This window comes from Variovorax sp. Soil_C_12 (genome assembly GCF_057657375.1).
Genome location: NZ_JBDGIO010000011.1, coordinates 172,342 through 190,832, shown reverse-complemented (window position 1 = coordinate 190,832; position 18,491 = coordinate 172,342). Strand labels below are relative to the sequence as shown.

Genomic DNA, 18,491 nt, shown 5'->3' with positions numbered 1-18,491 from the left:
TTGGGGTGGCCCGGCGATGAAAAAACCGGCCGAGGGCCGGTTTTTTCATGTGACAGCAGGCAATCGTGGCTGTCTACGCTCAACGCCAGTGACCGTGGCCGTGGCCGTGGCCGTGGCCGTAACCGTGGTGACGGTAGTAGCCGCGCGGCGGGCCATAGTAAGCGGGCGCCGGGGCGTAGTACACCGGGGCCGGACGGTAGTAGACCGGCGGCGGCGGGGCGTAGTAAACCGGGGCGGCCGGACGGTAGTAAACGGGCGGCGGCGGTGCGTAATACACCGGGGGAGCAGCGACGCCAACGGCCACGCCGGGAGCGCTGATGCCGACCGACCAGCTCACGTCGCCGCGAGCATTGGCCGAGGCGGCAGTGAACAAGGCGCCCGCTGCGACAGCGCCGGCGGCAGCCCATTTGAAGAAGGTGGATCGGGTGAGGCTCATGGTGTGGATCTCCTTGTTGAGGGGGACGCATGCGTCCATGTCCGTATTGAACGCATCAAATGTCACCCCGGTTCACACTGCACAGTGAAGAACGTTTCCAAACGTAACTCCACAGAACCGCCACCTAGAATGAAGAGATGACTTCCGCTGCCGACCACGATACCTCCAAACCCAGCCATTTCCTGCGCCACGTCATCGAAAACGACCTCCAACAGGGCAATTACGCCGGCCGCCGCTGGGGCGGCTCCCCCGGCGACGCCGCGCACCACGCCCAGGGCATGCAGGACCCGGCCCGCGTGCGGCTGCGCTTTCCGCCGGAGCCCAATGGCTACCTGCACATCGGCCACGCCAAGAGCATCTGGCTCAACTTCGAACTGGCCCGCGAATACGGCGGCGTGTGCCATCTGCGCTTCGACGACACCAACCCCGAGAAGGAGGAGCAGGAATACGTCGACGCCATCCGCGACGCGGTGAAGTGGCTGGGCTACGACTGCAGCCTGGCCGACGATCCGGCCCGGCCCGGCCAGCCCAACGAGCACGTCTACTTCGCCAGCAACTACTTCGACTTCATGTACCGCGCGGCCGAGTACCTGATCGGCGCCGGCCTGGCCTACGTCGACGAGCAGAGCGCCGAGCAGATCCGCGCCACCCGCGGCGACTTCAACACGCCCGGCACCGACAGCCCCTTCCGCAGCCGCACGCCGGACGAGAACCTCGTGCGCTTTCGCGCGATGCGGGACGGCCAGTTGCCCGACGGCGCCGCCGTGCTGCGCGCGAAGATCGACATGGCCAGCCCCAACATCAACATGCGCGACCCGGCGCTCTACCGCATCCGCCGCGCGACCCATCACAACACCGGCGACACCTGGTGCATCTACCCGATGTACACCTTCGCCCACCCCATCGAAGACGCGCTGGAGCAGATCACCCACAGCATCTGCACGCTGGAATTCGAGGACCAGCGCCCCTTCTACGACTGGCTGCTGGACCGCCTGGCCGAGGGCGGCCTGATCGCCTCGCCGCACCCGCGCCAATACGAGTTCGCGCGGCTCAACGTGACCCACGTGATCACCAGCAAGCGCCGCCTGCGCCAGCTGGTCGAGGAGGGCCATGTCGACGGCTGGGACGACCCCCGCATGCCCACCCTGGCCGGCCTGCGCCGGCGCGGCTACACGCCCGATGCGCTGAAGCTCTTCTGCGAGCGTTCCGGCGTCACCAAGTCGGGCGGCTGGATCGACTACGCGAGCCTGGAGGCCGCTCTGCGCGACACGCTGGACCCGGTGGCGCCGCGCGCCATGGCCGTGCTCGACCCGGTCAAGCTGGTCATCACGAACTGGGACGAACTGATGGGCGCCGGCTTCCTCGACGAATGCACGGCGCCCGTGCATCCGCACCATCCGGAGATGGGCAAGCGCAGCTTCAAGCTGGGCCGCGAGGTCTGGATCGAGCGCACGGACTACGAGGACGTGCAGCCCAAGGGCTTCTTCCGCCTGTTCCCGGGCAACAAGGTGCGCCTCAAGTACGGCCACGTCATCGAATGCACGGGCGGCACGCGCGATGCAGACGGCAAGCTCACAGAGGTGCAGGCCAAGCTGGTGCCGGACACCAAGAGCGGCACGCCGGGGGCGGACGCGATCAAGGTCAAGGGCAACATCACCTGGGTGGCGGCGGCCGATGCGGTGCCGGCGGAAGTGAGGCTGTACGAGCGCCTGTTCGCGGCGGCGCAGCCCGGTGCCGGCGAAGTGCAGGACGAGCTGAACCCGAGCAGCCTGGTGGTGACGCAGGCCTATGCCGAACCGGCACTGGCCAAGGCCACGGCCGGCCAGGCCTTCCAGTTCGAGCGGCACGGCTACTTCGTGCCGGACAGCCGCCAGGCCGCAGGCGCCGGACTGGTGTTCAACCGCGCGGCCGGCATGAAGGACAGTTGGGGAAAGTGATCGATCCGCGGCGGCTACAGCGGCCGCGTCAGATACACCCCTTCCCGCCCCACGATCGGCACCCTGGCCGGCATCAGCACCGTGCAGTCCTCGCACGGCGCGCGGATCTCCTCGTCGCCGTCGATCGCGATCAGCTCGTCCTTGGCGAACACCTCGAAGCCGACGAGCGGCCGCACGAAGCGGAATTCCGGCGTCTTGACCATGCGCGTCTCCAGCAGCTCGAAGCGCCGCTGCGGCCCGGGTGCCGGGGCGTCGACCTCGCGCTCGACCAGCCCGAAATGAGCCAGGAAATCGAAGGTCACCCCCACCGCCGTATCCGCCGTGGCCTGCAGGAAATGCTGCCCGCACTCGGCCACCAGCGCCGCGCCGGCCGGTCCTTCGTCCTCGCCGTGGCGGCCGTGCTGGATCAGCGGCGTGCCCGAGCCCAGGCCCTTGGGCATCACCAGGTGCACCGACGGGCGCCCGATCGCCAGCGCCACGGCCGCGTTGCGCGCGAAGGCCGGGTAGACCCAGAAGGGCACCACGTCCTGGCTGGTGGAGTGCAGGTCGAGGATGTGGTCGGCCGCGGCCACCACCGGCCGCAGTTCGCGGGCCCGGCGCAGCTCGGGACTGTCCTCGGCCCCCTCCAGCCATTCGTCGGACCAGATGCGGTTGAGGTTGTGCACCAGCTGCCGGTTCTCGAAGGGCTTCTCGGCGTCGAAGGCGTTGTAGGCCTCCACATGGGCAAAGCTCACCGTGAGCGTGCCGATCCTCGGTCGCACACCCTCGTCGAGCAGCCGGGTGGCGGCCACCATCCCGCAGATCTCGTTGCCATGGGTCAACGCGTTGATCAGCACATGCGGGCCCGGCTTGCCGGATTCGAAGCGGTGGACGTAGTCGACGCCGGTGTTGCCTTGGCGGTAGGCGGAGAGATCGCCCTGGACGACTTCGAGGCGCGGGAGGATCGGGGGCATGGCAAAGTGACGCTGCGGCGTGTGGGTGCGAGGCCTTTAGTTTGCTACAGCTGCGGCAACGGGGACCTCCCGTTTGCCTCGTAGACTCGCGACCCACAACCAAAATTATTTCGAGCCCCCTCCCCTCATGCCCCTGACTGCCGACATGCGACGGTCGATCGACCAGATTCGCGACTATCTCTTTGGTGGCGGCTACCCGGATCCCGTCGGCAACACCGAACAGCTCTGCTTCCTGTTCTTCTTCTACCTGGTCCAGGGCATCGACGCCGAAGCCGGGGCGCGCGCGCGGGCACTCGACGTCCCGTTTCGCAGCCTGTTCGACGGCGAATGGGAGCTGCGCAATCCCGCCAACGCCCAAGCGCCGGCCGTGCGCGAAGGGGTGCTGCCGATGACCGTGCTGCACACCGGCCAGCCTTGCATCCCGCGCGACCGCTTCCGCTGGTCCTGGTGGGCCGAGGCGCTGTCGGGCGAGGTGCTGGTGCGCTTCGTGCGCGACGAGGTCTTCCCCTTTTTCGCCGAAATCGGCGAGGCCTCGGCCCACGACTTCATGCGCGGCGCGCGCCTGGGCATCGACGAGCCGACGGTGCTGACGCAGGTCATCCGCCTGGTCGGCGACCTGCGCCTGGACCAGGCCGATGCCGACACCAAGGGCGACCTGTTCGAACACGTGCTGCGCCAGATGAAGCAGGCCGGCGAGCTGGGCCAGTTCCGCACGCCGCGCCACGTGATCCGCGCCATCGTCGAGATGATCGATCCGAAGGTGGGCGAGACCGTCTACGACCCGGCCGCCGGCACCGCGGGCTTCCTGGTGGCGGCCTACAACCACATGCGGCTCGCGCACTCCTCGCCGGAAAGCATTGTGGAAGCCGAGCTCGAAGGCAAGACGCACCGCCGCGGCCTGGGCGACCGGCTGACGCAAGCGCAGCTCGCCACCCTGCAGCGCGGCAGCTTCTTCGGCAACGACGTCGACCCGAAGATGGTGCGGCTGGCCACCATGAACCTCACGCTGCGCGGCCTGGGCCATGTGCGCATCCTGCAGCGCAACGTGCTCACGACCCTCCTCGACGAGAAGGTCAAGACGCGCCTGGGCCTGCCCGGCGAAGGCTTCCACGTCGTGCTCGCGAATCCGCCCTTCTCCGGCCGCATCGACAAGGATCGCATCGTCGACGAGGTGAAGCTCGGCAGCACCAGCGCCACCGAGCTGCTGTTCCTCAAGTACATGCTCGACAGCCTGCGTCCCGACGGCCGGGCCGCGGTGGTGGTGCCCGAGGGCGTGCTCTTCGGCGCCACGCTGGCGCACCGCGAGCTGCGCAGCCAGCTGATCAACCAGCATTGCGTCGAGGCCGTGATGAGCCTGCCCGGGGGTGTCTTCCAGCCCTATTCGGGCGTGAAGACCTCGGTGCTCTTCTTCCGCCGCGGCGGCCGCACCCAGCGCGTGCAGTTCCTGCACGTCGAGGACGACGGCTACCGGCTGGACGCCAACCACGACACGCCCACCGAATCCGACGACCTGCCCGCGCTGGCGCAGGCCTTCATCGGCCGCGAGGCGGCCTGGGCCCGCTGGCAGGCGCGCGACCCGGAGGCCGAGTGGCACGAGAAATGGTGGTTCGCCGACGCCGCGGCGCTGCGTGCGAACGACCTCAGCCTCTCGGCCAGCCGCTACCGGCCGATGAGTGCCTCGCAGATCCAGCACCAGGACCCGCGCGAACTCCTGGACGAGCTGGCTGCGATCGAGTCGGAAATCGAGAAGGAAATCGAGACGCTGCGCGCACTGCTTGCGGAGCTGGACCCATGAGTGATGCCTTGCCCCCCGAAGACGCGCTCGCCGCCGCCGAAGGCGAAGGTGCTCCCCTGAGCACCGCACGGCCGCCCGAAGACGCTCGCACTTCAGCGCGCAATTTGGAGCCTTTTCCGGCGAACCCTCCAGCCCGCAAGGCCACGCTGGGCGAAGTCTGCGAGATCAATCCCAGGCTGCCGAAGGACCACGGCCTGCAGGAGGACAGCGAGGTCGCCTTCGTCCCGATGGCCGCGGTGAGCGAGATCAACGCCGACATCGCCCAGCGCCTGACGCGGCCCTTCGCCGAGGTGAGAAGGGGCTACACCCCTTTCGCCGAGGGCGACGTGCTGTTCGCGAAGATCTCGCCCTGCATGGAGAACGGCAAGGTGGCCCTCGCGCGCGACCTGGCCGGCGGCCGCGGCTTCGGCTCCACCGAGTTCCACGTGCTGCGCGCCCGCGAGGCCGTGCTGCCCGAGTGGATCTACTACTTTCTGCGCCAGAAGCGCTTCCGCAACGCGGCGCGGCGCAGCTTCACCGGCACCGCCGGCCAGCAGCGCGTGCCGGCCGCGCACATGGCCGGCGCTGCCATTCCGGTGCCCGAGCTGGCCCATCAGCGCCGCGTGGTCGAGATGCTCGGCTGTTCCGACGGCATGGTGCGCCTTCAGCGCCGGGCGCGCGCGCTCACCGAGCTGGTGGCCCCGGGCCTGCTGGCCGACTTGTTCGGCGACCCGGCGAGCAATCCGATGGGTTGGCCGGTGGTGAAGCTGGGCGAGCTGCTCGACGGCATCGACAGCGGCAAGAGCCCGCGCTGCCACGACCGGCCGAAGACCGAGAACGAATGGGGCGTGCTGCGCTTGAGCGCGCTGAAGAACGCGCTCTACGACGAATCCGACCACAAGACCCTGCCCGAGACCGAACGGCCGGACGCGCGCAACGAGGTGCGGGCCGGCGACCTGCTGATCAGCCGCAAGAACACGATGGAACTGGTCGGCACACCGGCCTACGTGTGGGAGACCCGCGGCCGGATCCTGCTGCCCGACCTGATCTTCCGGCTGCGCCTGCGTCCCGACGCGGGGGTGCATCCGCTCTACCTGTGGGCGATGCTGCGGGCGCCGGCCATGCGAAGGGGATTGCAGTTGCTGGCCAGTGGGACCGCTGCCTCGATGCCCAACATTTCCAAGGAGCGGCTGCGCACGCTGCGGGTGATGGTGCCGCCGGCGGACCTTCAGGAGACTTTTGCGCAGCGGGTGGCTGGGCTGCATGTGGTCGCGCAGCAGCAGGACGCCGCGCTGAGCCGTGCGAAAGCCATCTTCGAGGCGCTGCTGGCGCGCGCCTACGAATCGTAGCCGCCGCCCTCTCGATCTAGAGAAGCCGGCTGTACGCCACGATTTCCGGCACGCCCGCCAGGAGCGGGCTTGCCGCGGCGATCGCCGCGCCGACATGCAGGCTCTGCATGTGCGCCTCGGCATCGGCCTTGTCCTTCCACTGCTCCACGGTCTGGAAGATGTGCGGGGCCCCGGTCTGCTGGAACAGCTCGTAGCCCATGCAGCCGGCATCTTGCCGCGACCTGGACGCCAGTTCGACGAGGATGCCTTTCGCGAGCTCGGCGACCTCGGGTTTGACGGTGATGCGTGCGAGGACGTAGTGCATGGGAGGCTCCACCCGGAATTGTTCTTGAGGCACATCTTGACCCGGCGCCGCGGCCACGTGGCCCGGAGTTTCCCGGTGCGATCGCCTCAGATGCGGCTCGAGTTGAGAGGCACCAGCGCATAACGCGTGCCACGCCCCTGTCCGCTTCGCTCCAGCAGGCCGGCCTCTGCAAGCTGCGTGAGCTCCCGATAGGCGGTCGCACGCGACACGCCGGTGATCGCCGTGTATTTCTCGGTGCTCATGCCGCCCGCAAATCCCTGAGGCTGGGCATCGAAGAGCTTGTTCAGCACCTTGCGCTGGCTGGGTGTCAGCTCGGGATGAGCGGCCTGGAGGTCGAGCCAGAAGGCGCTCTTGCCCGCCGCCGTCTGCATCTGGTCCAGGGTGGCGAGACAGGCCTGCTCGACACGCGCCGCGAACCATCGGACCCAGGGCGTCACATCCATGCCCGGACCGCGGCTCGCACTTTGCAGCTGCGCGTAGTAGCCCTGGCGATCCAGCCAGATCTGCTGCGAGAGGCTGAACAGGCGTTGGCCGCTGCGCATGTCCTGAGCCAGCGCCAGATCGCTCAGCGCCCTGCCGATGCGGCCGTTGCCGTCCTCGAAGGGGTGAATGGTTTCGAACCACAGGTGCGCCACGGCTGCGCGCACGATGCCGTCGATGCCGCTGCGCACCTTGTCGTCGTTGAACCAGTCGATCAACGCCTGCATTTGCGACGGGACGTCCCGGGAAGGCGGTGCCTTGTAATGCACGGTGTCGGGCTTGCCCAGCCTGGGCGTCACGATCTGCATGGGTTCGGGGTGCGTCCGGTACGCGCCGGTCACGATGCGGGTGATGCCGCTGCGGCCATTCGGGAACAGCGCAGCGTGCCAGTCGAAGAGACTGGATTGCGCGAGCGGCTGCGGCCATTGCGCCACCGCAGCCTCGATCACGTCCAGTGTGGCCTCGGCGCGGGGCTCACGCTGCGTCAGGCGCGCGCGGCTGCTCTGACTAAGGCCGAGGCGGCGCGCGGCCGATGCGCGCACCGAATTGATCTGGAGCAACTCGCCCTCGATCTGCGCTGTGGCCACGGCTTCCAGCGCCCATTCCGTGAGTTGCAACTCGCCGAGGTCGACCAGCTGCAGCCCGCTCGCCATGCCGAGCATGCGGCCCTGGGCCACGCGTGCAGCTGCCAGAGCGGGCTGCAGCGCCTGTGCGTCGAACGTGAAATGGGGCCAATCGGCGCTTTGCCAGATCCACATGAAGCGCATCTTAGCCATTTGCGCTTCACGTTTGAAGCGCAATTCATCGCCTTTCGCTTCACGGAAGCAAATTCGCGGAGGCCCGGTTCACTTCCGCCTCGCTAGGTCGCGTCGGGCGGCGCCTCCTCGCGACCCGGTGCGCGCTTCTTCCCTCGCGCCCGCGCCTCCTTCTTCGCCTGCCGCTCCGCATCCAGCAACTGCCCCGCCGCCAGCCATTGCCCGAACTCCTGCGGCGTCTCCAGCGTGATGCGCCCCAGGCTGGCGCTGCGGAACTCGTTCATCACGATCTCGGCGGCCTTTTGCAGGTTCACGCGGCCCTTGCCCAGCAGGGCGCCGCGCTGGCGGCCGATGGCCTCGAGCAGTTCCTCATCGCCGAGGCCGGCGACCGCATCGAGCTTGAAGCGGGCCTCGAGCAGCCCCGCGTAGTGCCGCTTGAGATACCCCAGCAGCTCCAGCGCCACCAGTTCCTCGTCGAAGGCGTTGCGGCCGATGGCCCCGCTGGCCGCCAGGTTGTAGCCGCTCTGCGCCACGATGATGCGCGGCCATAGCATGCCGGGCGTGTCCCAGAGGTAGAAGCCGTCGGCCAGCACGATGCGCTGCTCCAGCTTGGTGACGCCGGCCTCGTCGCCGGTCTTCGCCTTGCGGGTGCCGACCAAAGTGTTGATCAGCGTGGACTTGCCCACGTTGGGGATGCCGCAGATCAGCACCCGCATCGGCTTGGCCATGCTGCCGCCGCGCTGTGGCGCCAGCTGGCGGCAGGCCTCGATCAGCTGGCGTGCCGGCGCTGTCTGGCTGGCATCGAGGCCGATGGCGCGGGTGGCCGGCTGCGCGTTGTAGTGGGCCAGCCAGAGCGCGGTGCGCTCGGGGTCGGCCAAGTCCTGCTTGTTGAGCACCTTGAGCCCCGGCTTGTGGCCGGTCAGCTCGGCCAGCATCGGGTTGGCGCTGGAGCCGGGCAGGCGCGCATCGAGCAGCTCGATGACCACGTCGATCTCGGCGATGCGCTCGGCGATGGCCTTCCGGGTCAGGTGCATGTGGCCGGGGAACCACTGGATGGCCATCGGGGACTTCTTTCTTGCTCGGGGATCGGGGGAGCCGGCGATTGTCGCCGCTCGCCTCCTCTCAGGCGCGCAGCGCGTCGCGGTAGCGCCGGCTGCAGGGGATGCGGGTGCCGTCCTGCATCAGCAGGCGCGCATCGCCGCCGTCCAGCGGCTCGATCTCGGCCACGCGGTCCAGGTTGGCCGCATAGCTGCGATGCACGCGGGCATAGCGCGCCGGGTCGAGCTGCGCGAGGAAGTCGGTCAGGGTGGCGCGCAGCAGGTAATCGTGGCCCTTCACCCGCAGGCCGACGTAGTTGCCCTGGGCCTGCAGCCAGTCGATGTCGCTGGCGGCAATCAGGAATTCGCGCCGCAGCTTGCGCACCAGGAAGCGCTCGGGCCGCGCCGGCGGCGGCTGCTCCGGCGCGGGCGGCGCCGTGCCCGCGGGCTCCTCCGGCGGATCGAGCACGCGCGCCTCGCCCTGCAGCCGCAGCATGAAGAGGCGGTAGCTCAGGATCGAGATCAGGAACAGCGCGTAGACGCGCACGTCCTTGAGGTATTCGTACACCCACTGCTCGGCGCCGCCGAAGTCGTAGCGGCCGCCGGCCCAGGCATAGGCGGCCTTGCGCAACGCCACCATGCCTGCCACGTGCAGCAGGCTGAAGACCACGCTGCCCGCCAAGTGCCAGGGCAGGTTGCGGGCGAAGCCGGCGAAGCCGAGCGGAAAGCGCCGCTCGAAGGCGACCACGGCCGGCACCAGCGCCAGCAGCACCAGATGGCTGGACAGCTCCCAGGTCACCGGCTGCCAGGTCGGCAGCGCCCGCCCGGCGCGATCGGCGTCGATCACCGCGACCACGCAGTTGAAGGCGGCCTGCAACGCCATCAACAGCACCCAGAAGGCGACTTCGGCGTGCCGGCGGTAGGGCTGGTAGCGCTCGAACAGGTTCTTCGGGGTTGGGCCGGGGGTCTCGGGCATGGCGGCATTCTCCTGAATCCGGGCCCGGCTTCGTCCCTGCGGGCCGCCGTTCGTCCCAAGAGCCCGGCGGATCGTCACTTCGGGGCCCCTCGAGGCAGGGGCCGCGCCCAGCATGGCTGCCTTCGAACACCTGGAGCCGCCATGCCCCCCGAATCCCGACGCCACGACATCGATGCGCTGCGCGCGCTGGCCTTCGGCCTGCTGATCCTCTACCACGTGGGCATGTACTACGTGGCCGCCTGGCCCTGGCATCTCAAGAGCCCGCAAGCGGCGGCCTGGCTGCAGGCGCCCATGCAGGTGGTGAACATCTGGCGCATGGACCTGGTGTTCCTGGTCTCGGGCGTGGCGCTGGGCTTCATCTTCCGCGGCCGGGACCCGCTGGCGCTGATCCGGCAGCGCGCGCTGCGCCTGATGCTGCCGCTGGTCTTCGGCATGACGGTGGTGGTGCCCTACCAGGCCTATGCCGAGGCGCTGGCCCGCGGCCTGGTGGCGCCGGGCTTCGGCGGCTTCATGCTGCGCTACCTGGCGATGGGCCCCTGGCCGAAGGGCGCCTTCGCGGGCTCCGACTTCGGCATGACCTGGAACCACCTGTGGTACCTGCCCTACCTCTTCGTCTACACCGCGCTGGTGGCGCTGCTGCAGCCCTTGCTGGGCTCGGCCGCCGGGCAGCGGCTGCGCGCCGCCTTCACCGGCCTGCGGCGCTGGCGGCTGCTGGTGCTGCCGGCCCTGCCGCTGCTGCTGTACGCGCTGACGCTGGCGCCGCGATTCCCGGCCACCCACGATTTGCTCCACGACGGCTACCTGCACCCGCTCTATTTCACGGTCTTCCTCTACGGCTACTGGATGGGCATCGATGCCGGCCTGTGGCGCGAGCTGGAGCGCCTGCGCGGCTGGGCGCTGGCGCTGGCGGTCGGCTTGGTGGCCGCCTACCTGGCGCTGCGGGCAGCGGGCGCCGAGGCCTGGCTGCTGCGCGGTCTGCGCGCCTTCTACCTGTGGACGGCGATCGCCGCCATCCTGGGCTTCGCCCGCCGCTACCTGGACCGCCCCTGGCCCTGGCTGCACTGGGCCAACGAGTCGGTCTATCCCTGGTACATGCTGCACCAGACCCTGATCGTGGCCGGCGCCGTACTGCTCGCTCCCTGGCGGCTGGGGCCTGTGCTGGAGCCCGTGCTGCTGGTCGCCTTCACCCTGGGAGGCTGCTGGGTCCTCACGGACGGGCTGATCCGCCGCATCGGCTGGCTGCGCCCCCTGTTCGGGCTCAAGTCGCGGCGCGTACCGGCAGCTGAAGATCCGCGCCGATTTCGAGACTTCGTAGCGCGCTGAACATGTAATACGCCCCCTAGAATCCCCCGCTGCGCGCCGCCCCGGCCCGCGACGGCTCAGCGGCTGCCGTAGTCGATGGGCTGGCTGTACGCGGGGTCGCGGTGCCAGTCCCAGTAGGTGGCGAGTAGCCGCTGCGTGACCGGCCCGGGCCGGCCGGTGCCGAGCACCTGGTCGTCCACCCGCGTCACCGGCAGCACGCCGCCGCCCGAACTGGTGAGGAAGGCTTCGTCGGCGCCGCGCAGTTCCTCGGCCGGCAGCGCGCGCAGTTCGACCCGCAGGCCTAGCGAGCGGGCGATCTCGATCACGGTGCGGCGAGAGATGCCCTCGAGCACGCCCTCCTCCGGCGTCACGAGCCCGCCGTCCTTGACACAGAAGATGTTGAAGCCGGGCCCTTCGACCACGTGGCCCGCGGCATCGCTCAGCACCACCGTGTCGGCGCCGGCGTCGAGGGCGCCGAGCAGGCCCATCGTGAGGTCGTTCCAGTGGTAGTTCTTGGCCTTCGGGTCGACCGAGCTCGAGGGAATGCGCTGCACCGCGCTCACCTTCAGGTGCAGGCCGCGCTCGCGCTGCGCCTCGTTGGCGATCCAGACAAAGGGCACCGCGAAGGCGTAGAAGCGGTTCACGGCCTGGCGCGGGTCGCGTGAGCCCCAGGGCGGCTGGCCGCGCGTGACGATCATCTCCACATAAGAATGGCGCAGGCCGCTGCGCCGTACGCATTCGGCCAGCACCTCGGCGATCTGCGCCGGCGCAAGGCCGGGGTCGAGACGGAAGCGCTCGCAGCTACGCATGAAGCGCTCCAGGTGCGCATCGAGCCGGAAGAAGGCGCCCTCCCACACCGTGACCACGTCGTAGGTGGCGTCGGAGCGCAGGAAGCCCCAGTCGGTGATCGGGATCGCGGCCTCGGCGATCGGGACATAGGCGCCGCGCACGTAGGCGACGCCGTCGGCCAGTGGATGGGGATCGGCAGGCACGTCTTGGAGCTCCTTCGGTTTCATGCGCGCTTCGCCGCCTTGCGGGCGGACGAAGGCGCGGGCAGCGCCGGCTTGCGCACCGCGCGCGGCGTCTGCGCGGGGATGAGCGGCGGCCGCTGCCCGGTGTGCATCCAGGCATCGTAGAAGTCGATCTTCTTCTCGACCAGCGTCAGCGCGCGCTTCCACTCGGCGATGGTCGCGTTCACGCGCTCACGGTGGGCGGCGAGCAGGTCGCGGCGCTGGCGCAGACTGCGGCTGCCCTGCATCACCAGCACGGTGTACTCGCGCATCTCGGCGATCGACATGCCCGTGGCGCGCAGGCGCTCCATCAGGTCCAGCCAGCCGACGTGCAGCTCGCCGTACACGCGCCGGCCGCCCTCGTCGCGCGCCACGCCGGGCACGAGGCCCTGGGCTTCGTACCAGCGGATGGCGTGCACGCTGCGGCCGGTGCGCTCGGCCAGCTCGCCGATGCGCAGGCTGGGGCTAGCCGGCACGGGCGGGTGCCTCCAGCACGGCGTCGACCAGGGCGGTGTCGAGGTACTCCGTCAGTGCCACGACCTTGCCGCCGGCCAGGCGGTAGATAAAGCAGTACTCGTTGTCATAGCGCTGCCCGGACTTCGTGCTCACCTCTCCCCGGCACTGCACGACGACCTGGTCGCCCTCGGCGATGAAAGACTCGGCGGTGTTGCGGTAGCGGCCCTCGAACTGGGCGTACAGGGGCGCGAGCAGTTGGTCCTGCACCACCTGCCGGCCCGCGTAGGTGCCCGACCAGGCGGTGCGCCCCTTCATGGTCCAGCGGAAATCCTGCGCCAGGCTCTCGATGAAAGGCCTGCCGTTGCCCTGGGCGAGCTCGGCGTGGATGTGCTGGACGATCTGCTTGTTGGTGTTGGCGACGGCGTTCATGGCATGGTTCCTTTGGATGGACCGGACGACCCGGTTCATTCATTGGAAATGCTGGAGCGCACTCTAGGTCAAGCGCGCCGCGAACTCAACGCCCCGCGGCTCAGTTGCTGCGGCTCAGCCGCTCGCAATAGTCGAGCAGCAGCTCGATCTCGGCCGACTTGTCGAAGAAGGCATCCGCGCCCAGCGCCTTGGAGCGCGCCCGCATGTCTGGCGTGGCGTAGTTGCTCAGCACCACCACCTTCTGGTGCGCGGCCCGCCGGCGCACGGCATCCAGCACGCCGAGTCCATTCCCCTCCTCGAGGAACAGATCGACGATGGCCATGTCCCAGCCATCGCGGTGATGGGCCAGCCAGTCCACGGCCTCGCGCTCGCCGGCCGCATGCGCCACCACGGTGGCGTCCGCGACGTCTTCCAGGAAGCCCACCAGGTTCTCCCGGATCACGGGATTGTCTTCAACCAAGTAGGTCTTGAAAGTCATGGCGGCGGAGAAGCGAAAGGTTTGTCGTCTGCTTTTTTCTGGCTTGATGTCATCATCAACCGCATCCGGCTGCCGCCGGTGGGTCATCGGGTTCAACGCGGGTAGGTAAAGGCCTACCTGACTAATACGAAGGTTTTGCTCAGGCATGGCAACAACACGTTTCGTCGATATCCAGGCGTTATCGGCCCTGGTCCGAACGATGGGAGTACCCCGCTTCCTCGAGACGCTGGCCCAGACCCTTCGCGAAGATTTTCTGCGCTGGCCCGACTTCGACAAGTCGGCCCGCCTGGCCAGCCATTCGCCGCTGGGCGTGATCGAGCTGATGCCGGTGTCGGACGCCACGCACTATGCCTTCAAGTACGTCAACGGCCACCCCGCCAACACGGCCCGCGGCCTGCCCACGGTGATGGCCTTCGGCGTGCTGGCCGAGGTGGAGACCGGCTTCCCGCTGCTGCTGGCCGAGCTCACGCTCACCACCGCGCTGCGCACCGCCGCCATGTCGGCGCTGGCGGCGCAGGCGGTGGCCCGCCCCGGCGTGCGCAGCATGGCGCTGATCGGCAACGGCGCCCAGGCCGAGTTCCAGGCCTTGGCCTTCCACGCGTTGCTCGGCGTCGACGATCTGCGGGTCTACGACCTCGATCCGGCCGCCACCGACAAGCTGGAGCGCAACCTCGCGGCCTATCCGGCGCTGCGCGTGCAGCGCGCGGCCGGCATCGCCGAAGCCGTGCGCGGCGCCGACATCGTGAGCACGCTGACCGCCCGCAAGGCGCGCGCGACCATCCTCACGCCCGACATGATCGAGCCGGGCATGCACATCAACGCGGTCGGCGGCGACTGTCCCGGCAAGACCGAGCTGCACGTGGACGTGTTGAAGGCCTCGCGCGTGTTCGTCGAGTACGCGCCGCAGACGCGCATCGAGGGCGAGATCCAGCAGCTGCCGGCCGACTTCCCGGTGGTCGAGCTGTGGCGCGTGCTCGCGGGCGCGGAGCCCGGCCGGCAGGACGAAGCCGAGGTCACGGTGTTCGACTCGGTGGGCTTCGCGCTGGAGGACTACTCGGCGCTGCGCCTGGTCCACCGCCTCGCGCTGGAGCACGGCCTGGGGCAGGACGTCGCGCTGGCGCCGCCGGACGGCGACCCCAAGGACCTGCTGCGCCTCTTATAGCGCCGCCGGCTGGCTGGCCATGTGCGGCGCGTCGATCCAGTGCTTGCGGAAGCCCAGGCGCGCCGGCGAGACGTATTGCTCGCGGTAGAGCTCGAAGGGCATGGTGTCGGCAGCCTCGATCTGCTTCTGCGCCTCGACGGAGTCCCGCGACGCGCGCTCGAACCGCGCCTGCTGCTCGGCGCTGAAGGGCAAGGCCAGCAGCGCGGCACGCGTCTCCTCGGAGCGCGCACGCACGAAGCCGACGAAGGAATCGTCGTGCGACTGCGCCATCGCCTCGAGCACCCGCGCCGAGGGCAGCCCTGCCGGCTCGGCCAGCGCCTTGCGGGCGGCGCGCACCGCCTCGGCGTGGCGGCTGCCGCCGTGGGCCGCATCGAGCGCGTCGGCGATCGGCCCGAAGGCCTCCAGCAGCTCGGCGCCCCATTCGGTCAGCCCCTGCTCGCGGCCGCTGCGCAGCAGCTTCAGCCCCGGCTCGCGCCCGCGCGCGGCCGTGAGGTGCTGGTTGTGGGCCAGCTCGGCGATCTCGTCGCGGGTATCGGGCGGGCTGTCGGCCAGCAGGCAGTGCAGCAGGAACACGTCCAGGAAGCGCATGGTGGAGGCGTTGATGCCGATGGGCTCGAAGGGGTCGAGGTCCATCAGCCGCACCTCCACGTACTCCACGCCGCGCTCGCGCAGCGCGTGCAGCGGCCGCTCGCCGGGGAAGATCACGCGCTTGGGCCGGATCGTGCCGTAGAACTCGTTCTCGATCTGCAGGAGGCTGGTGGCGAGCTGGTTGTACTCGCCGCCCAGGTTCTGGATGCCGATCGTCTCGTAGGCCGACCAGGGCCGCGTCAGCGCGTCCTGCAGCGATGCGGCGTAGCCGTCGAGGCTGTTGTAGCTCACCGCCAAAGAGGCCTGGGCCTCGCTCTGGTAGCCCAGCCGTCCCATGCGCAGCGAGGTGCCGTGGGGCATGTGCATGCTGCCCTCGCCCAGCGGCTTCAGCTCGTGCGCACGGCCGGCCACGAAGGTCGAGCACACCGCCGGCGACGCGCCGAACAGGTAGAGCAGCAGGAAGGCATGGCGGCGGAAGTTGCGGATCAGCGCGAAGTACTGCTCGCTCGACACCTCCGGCAGCGACCAGTTGTAGTGGATGCCCGAGATGGTCTGCATGCGCCGCCCGTAGCGGTGGCTCAGGCCCATGCGGTAGACGCTCTTGGCGCGGCCCACGTTCGAGGAGCCGTAGCGGCCGATCGGGATGGTCTCGTCCGGCGGCAGGCCGCAGGGCATGCTCGACACCCACAGCCGCTCGTCGCCGGCCTCGGCCAGCACGCGGTAGGTGAACTGGTGGACCTGCGTGAGCTCGGCCAGGCAGGCCTCGACGTCGGCATGCACGCCGGTGATGAGCTCCAGCTGAGATTCGCTGAAGTCGGTGGTGATGTGGGGATGGGTCAGGGCCGACCCGAGGGCGGCCGGATGCGGCGTCAGCGCGAGCTTGCCGTCGGGCTGGGCGCGCAGGCTCTCCTTCTCGATCCCTCGGCGGACTCCCTTCAGGCGCGCGGGTGTGAGCGCTCCCAGGCGCTCCTGCAATTTGCTCATGTCGTTATGACCCGTGAATCTTTGTGGGGCGGAAGGTAGCACGGCCGCAGACAGCCTGCTGACACCCGGTATTAAACGCCGGAACGACCTTTCTGCTATAGCCGGGAACACCCACTGCTTCCTGCTGCGCGCCCCCTGCTAGCATGCGCCGGCGCCGGCATGCCGCCGGCCAGGAGGAGAGAGCCATGGTCGATGTGGTGCAGAGCGTCCTGTCGTTCAATGCGGGGCGCGACCCCGATCGCCTCCAGAAGAAGTACAAGGCCATGCGCAAGGACGCCTTCGTCTTCCTGCGCGGCAGCTGCCACCGCTTCTACGAGGGCCTGGCTCCGAACGCCCTGCCCGCCTCGCCGCTCGGCTGGGTCTGCGGCGACCTGCATTTCGAGAACTTCGGCAGCTTCAAGGGCGACAACGGGCTGGTCTACTTCGACATCAACGACTTCGACGAGGCCGCGCTCGCGCCCACCGCGTGGGACCTGGTGCGATTGCTCGCCAGCGTGCGCGTCGGCGCGGCCAGCATCTCGCTGCGCAAGCCCGAGGCGCAGCATCTTTGCCGGAGCTTCGTCGACGCCTACGCCGACGCCCTGGCGCTGGGCGAGGTGCGCTGGGTCGAGCGCGACACGGCCAAGGGCCTGGTCGGCACGCTGCTGAAGGGGCTGCGCGAGCGCAAGCCCGCGCGCTTTCTCGCCGAGCGCACGCGGCTCAAGCGCATCGACGGCAAGCAGGTCCGCCGCCTGGTCACCGACGACAAGGGCAAGAACAAGACGCCCATGCCCGTCGGCGACGAGCAGCGCGAGCAGGTGAAGCAGCTGCTGCGCGCCTTTGCCAAGACCCAGCCGGACCCTCGCTACTACCGGGTGCTGGACGTGGCGCGCCGCGTCGCCGGCACCGGCAGCCTGGGCATGGAGCGCTACGTGATCCTGGTCGAGGGCAAGGGCTCGGGCGGCAGCCATGCGCTGCTCGACCTGAAGCGCACGAGCGCCTCCTCGCTGCTGCCGCACGTGGCGACGGCCCAGCCGGCCTGGCCCAGCGAGGCCGAGCGCGCGATCGCGCTGCAGCAGCGCGTGCAGGCGGTGTCGGCCGGCCTGCTGCAGCCGCTGCACATGAACGGGCACAGCCTGGTGCTGCGCCACCTGCAGCCCTCCGAGGACCGGGTGACGCTGGACCGCTCGGCGCAGTCGCTGAAGTCGATGGAGCAGGTGCTGCGCACCATGGGCCGCATGGTGGCCTGGGGTCAGCTGCGCAGCGCGGGCCGCCAGGGCTCGGCCATTGCCGACGAGCTCATCGCCCATGCCCACGACCGGCGCTGGCGCCAGCCCCTGCTCGATGCCTCGCGCGCCTGCGCGGCGCAGGTCGAGACCGATTGGGCGACCTACCGCGAGGCCTACGACGACGGCGTCTTCAGGCTGTGGCCAGAACCCGAAGCAAAAAGCGGTTGAGGTCGGCGATTTCTTCCATGCACACCGAGTGCTCCATCGGGTACTCGTGCCATTCGACGGCGTAGCCCAGCGCGGCCAGGGCATCGCGTGACGCGCGGGCGCGTTCGATCTGGACCACGCCGTCGCGCGTGCCGTGGCCGAGGAAGATCGGCGTCCCGTGATTGGCGGCATGGCGCTCGGCGGCCGTGGTCGCGGCCAGCGGCAGGTAGCCGGAGAGCCCGACGATCCCGCCCAGCCGCTCGGCATGGCGCAGCCCGGTCAGCAGCGCCATTGCGCAGCCCTGGGAAAAGCCGGCGATCACGATGCGATCGGCGGCGATGCCGCGCTGCTTCTCGTTGGCGATCAGCGCCTCGATCGAGACCTGCGAGCGGCGCAGGCCGGCCTCGTCTTCGCGCTTGACCAGGTCGGCCGCGGCGATGTCGTACCAGGCCGGCATGCGGTAGCCGCCGTTGATGGTGACCGGGATCACCGGCGCGTTGGGGAACACGAAGCGCACCGCGCCGACGGCCGACAGGTCGAGCTCGTTGGCGATGGGCACGAAGTCATTGCCGTCGGCGCCCAGGCCGTGCATCAGCAGGATGGTGGCGGTGGGGTTCGGGCCGGTTTCGATTTCGATGGGGGCGAGGGACATGGGTGGGTGACGTT

General features: G+C 69.4%; 18 protein-coding genes. 6 read left to right on the top strand and 12 right to left on the bottom strand.

The features are described from left to right. Nucleotides 1–79: 79 nt before the first annotated feature. Nucleotides 80–436 (bottom strand): hypothetical protein, encoded by a 357-nt coding sequence (locus AC3A6X_RS26030; RefSeq protein ID WP_487844889.1) that lies wholly within the window; start codon nt 434–436, stop codon nt 80–82. A 137-nt stretch (nt 437–573) separates the two neighbouring features. On the opposite strand from AC3A6X_RS26030, the gene AC3A6X_RS26025 reads away from it, so the two are divergent. Continuing rightward, a complete protein-coding gene (locus AC3A6X_RS26025) occupies nt 574–2,373 on the top strand; it encodes a glutamine--tRNA ligase/YqeY domain fusion protein (protein ID WP_487844888.1) in 1,800 nt (599 codons plus the stop codon). A 14-nt stretch (nt 2,374–2,387) separates the two neighbouring features. Here the strand turns inward: AC3A6X_RS26025 and AC3A6X_RS26020 are convergent, their stop codons facing one another. After that, nucleotides 2,388–3,326, bottom strand: coding sequence for a M14 family metallopeptidase (locus AC3A6X_RS26020; protein ID WP_487844887.1), 939 nt, complete (start codon nt 3,324–3,326; stop codon nt 2,388–2,390). 127 nt (nt 3,327–3,453) lie between these two features. On the opposite strand from AC3A6X_RS26020, the gene AC3A6X_RS26015 reads away from it, so the two are divergent. Both AC3A6X_RS26015 and AC3A6X_RS26010 read left to right on the top strand, forming a co-directional pair. Beyond that, complete coding sequence (locus AC3A6X_RS26015; protein WP_487844886.1) at nt 3,454–5,121, top strand: HsdM family class I SAM-dependent methyltransferase; 1,668 nt, start codon at nt 3,454–3,456, stop codon at nt 5,119–5,121. After that, complete coding sequence (locus AC3A6X_RS26010; RefSeq protein ID WP_487844885.1) at nt 5,118–6,449, top strand: restriction endonuclease subunit S; 1,332 nt, start codon at nt 5,118–5,120, stop codon at nt 6,447–6,449. Before AC3A6X_RS26015 ends, AC3A6X_RS26010 begins: the two co-directional genes overlap by 4 nt. 16 nt (nt 6,450–6,465) lie before the next feature. Here AC3A6X_RS26010 and AC3A6X_RS26005 read toward each other — a convergent pair whose 3' ends face one another. From AC3A6X_RS26005 to AC3A6X_RS25990, 4 genes are all read right to left on the bottom strand, one after another. Beyond that, nucleotides 6,466–6,753: a putative quinol monooxygenase gene (locus tag AC3A6X_RS26005; RefSeq protein WP_487844884.1), complete on the bottom strand. Its 288-nt coding sequence runs from the start codon at nt 6,751–6,753 to the stop codon at nt 6,466–6,468. 86 nt (nt 6,754–6,839) lie between these two features. Further along, entirely contained in the window at nt 6,840–8,009 is a 1,170-nt protein-coding gene (locus tag AC3A6X_RS26000; RefSeq protein WP_487844883.1) for a DUF4172 domain-containing protein, read from the bottom strand. A gap of 83 nt (nt 8,010–8,092) precedes the next feature. Next, nucleotides 8,093–9,049 (bottom strand): ribosome biogenesis GTPase YlqF, encoded by a 957-nt coding sequence (ylqF, locus tag AC3A6X_RS25995; RefSeq protein ID WP_487844882.1) that lies wholly within the window; start codon nt 9,047–9,049, stop codon nt 8,093–8,095. Between the two features lie 61 nt (nt 9,050–9,110). Further along, complete coding sequence (locus tag AC3A6X_RS25990) at nt 9,111–10,001, bottom strand: LytTR family DNA-binding domain-containing protein (protein WP_487844881.1); 891 nt, start codon at nt 9,999–10,001, stop codon at nt 9,111–9,113. A gap of 141 nt (nt 10,002–10,142) precedes the next feature. Between AC3A6X_RS25990 and AC3A6X_RS25985 the strand changes: the two genes are divergently transcribed. Beyond that, nucleotides 10,143–11,324 carry an acyltransferase family protein gene (locus AC3A6X_RS25985; RefSeq protein ID WP_487844880.1) on the top strand — a complete coding sequence of 394 codons (1,182 nt, stop codon included), beginning with the start codon at nt 10,143–10,145 and terminating at the stop codon, nt 11,322–11,324. Nucleotides 11,325–11,380: 56 nt separating this feature from the next. Here the strand turns inward: AC3A6X_RS25985 and AC3A6X_RS25980 are convergent, their stop codons facing one another. The 4 genes from AC3A6X_RS25980 to AC3A6X_RS25965 form a co-directional block, all read right to left on the bottom strand. Beyond that, nucleotides 11,381–12,295 carry an aminotransferase class IV gene (locus tag AC3A6X_RS25980; protein ID WP_487844879.1) on the bottom strand — a complete coding sequence of 305 codons (915 nt, stop codon included), beginning with the start codon at nt 12,293–12,295 and terminating at the stop codon, nt 11,381–11,383. A 20-nt stretch (nt 12,296–12,315) separates the two neighbouring features. Beyond that, nucleotides 12,316–12,789, bottom strand: a complete 474-nt coding sequence (locus AC3A6X_RS25975; protein ID WP_487844878.1) for a MerR family transcriptional regulator — start codon at nt 12,787–12,789, stop codon at nt 12,316–12,318. Continuing rightward, complete coding sequence (locus AC3A6X_RS25970) at nt 12,779–13,198, bottom strand: nuclear transport factor 2 family protein (RefSeq protein WP_487844877.1); 420 nt, start codon at nt 13,196–13,198, stop codon at nt 12,779–12,781. Before AC3A6X_RS25970 ends, AC3A6X_RS25975 begins: the two co-directional genes overlap by 11 nt. A 100-nt stretch (nt 13,199–13,298) precedes the next feature. After that, nucleotides 13,299–13,676, bottom strand: a complete 378-nt coding sequence (locus AC3A6X_RS25965) for a response regulator (RefSeq protein WP_487844907.1) — start codon at nt 13,674–13,676, stop codon at nt 13,299–13,301. A gap of 145 nt (nt 13,677–13,821) precedes the next feature. Between AC3A6X_RS25965 and AC3A6X_RS25960 the strand changes: the two genes are divergently transcribed. Beyond that, a complete protein-coding gene (locus AC3A6X_RS25960) occupies nt 13,822–14,838 on the top strand; it encodes an ornithine cyclodeaminase (protein WP_487844876.1) in 1,017 nt (338 codons plus the stop codon). Here the strand turns inward: AC3A6X_RS25960 and gshA are convergent. Continuing rightward, nucleotides 14,833–16,410 (bottom strand): glutamate--cysteine ligase, encoded by a 1,578-nt coding sequence (gene gshA, locus AC3A6X_RS25955; RefSeq protein ID WP_487844875.1) that lies wholly within the window; start codon nt 16,408–16,410, stop codon nt 14,833–14,835. The genes AC3A6X_RS25960 and gshA overlap by 6 nt on opposite strands. Before the next feature lie 185 nt (nt 16,411–16,595). Here gshA and AC3A6X_RS25950 point away from each other — a divergent pair, with 185 nt between their 5' ends. After that, complete coding sequence (locus AC3A6X_RS25950; RefSeq protein WP_487844874.1) at nt 16,596–17,846, top strand: DUF2252 domain-containing protein; 1,251 nt, start codon at nt 16,596–16,598, stop codon at nt 17,844–17,846. On the opposite strand, the gene AC3A6X_RS25945 is transcribed toward AC3A6X_RS25950, so the two are convergent. Then, complete coding sequence (locus AC3A6X_RS25945; RefSeq protein WP_487844873.1) at nt 17,809–18,477, bottom strand: alpha/beta hydrolase; 669 nt, start codon at nt 18,475–18,477, stop codon at nt 17,809–17,811. The two genes, AC3A6X_RS25950 and AC3A6X_RS25945, sit on opposite strands and share 38 nt — an antisense overlap. Between the last annotated feature and the right edge of the window lie 14 nt (nt 18,478–18,491).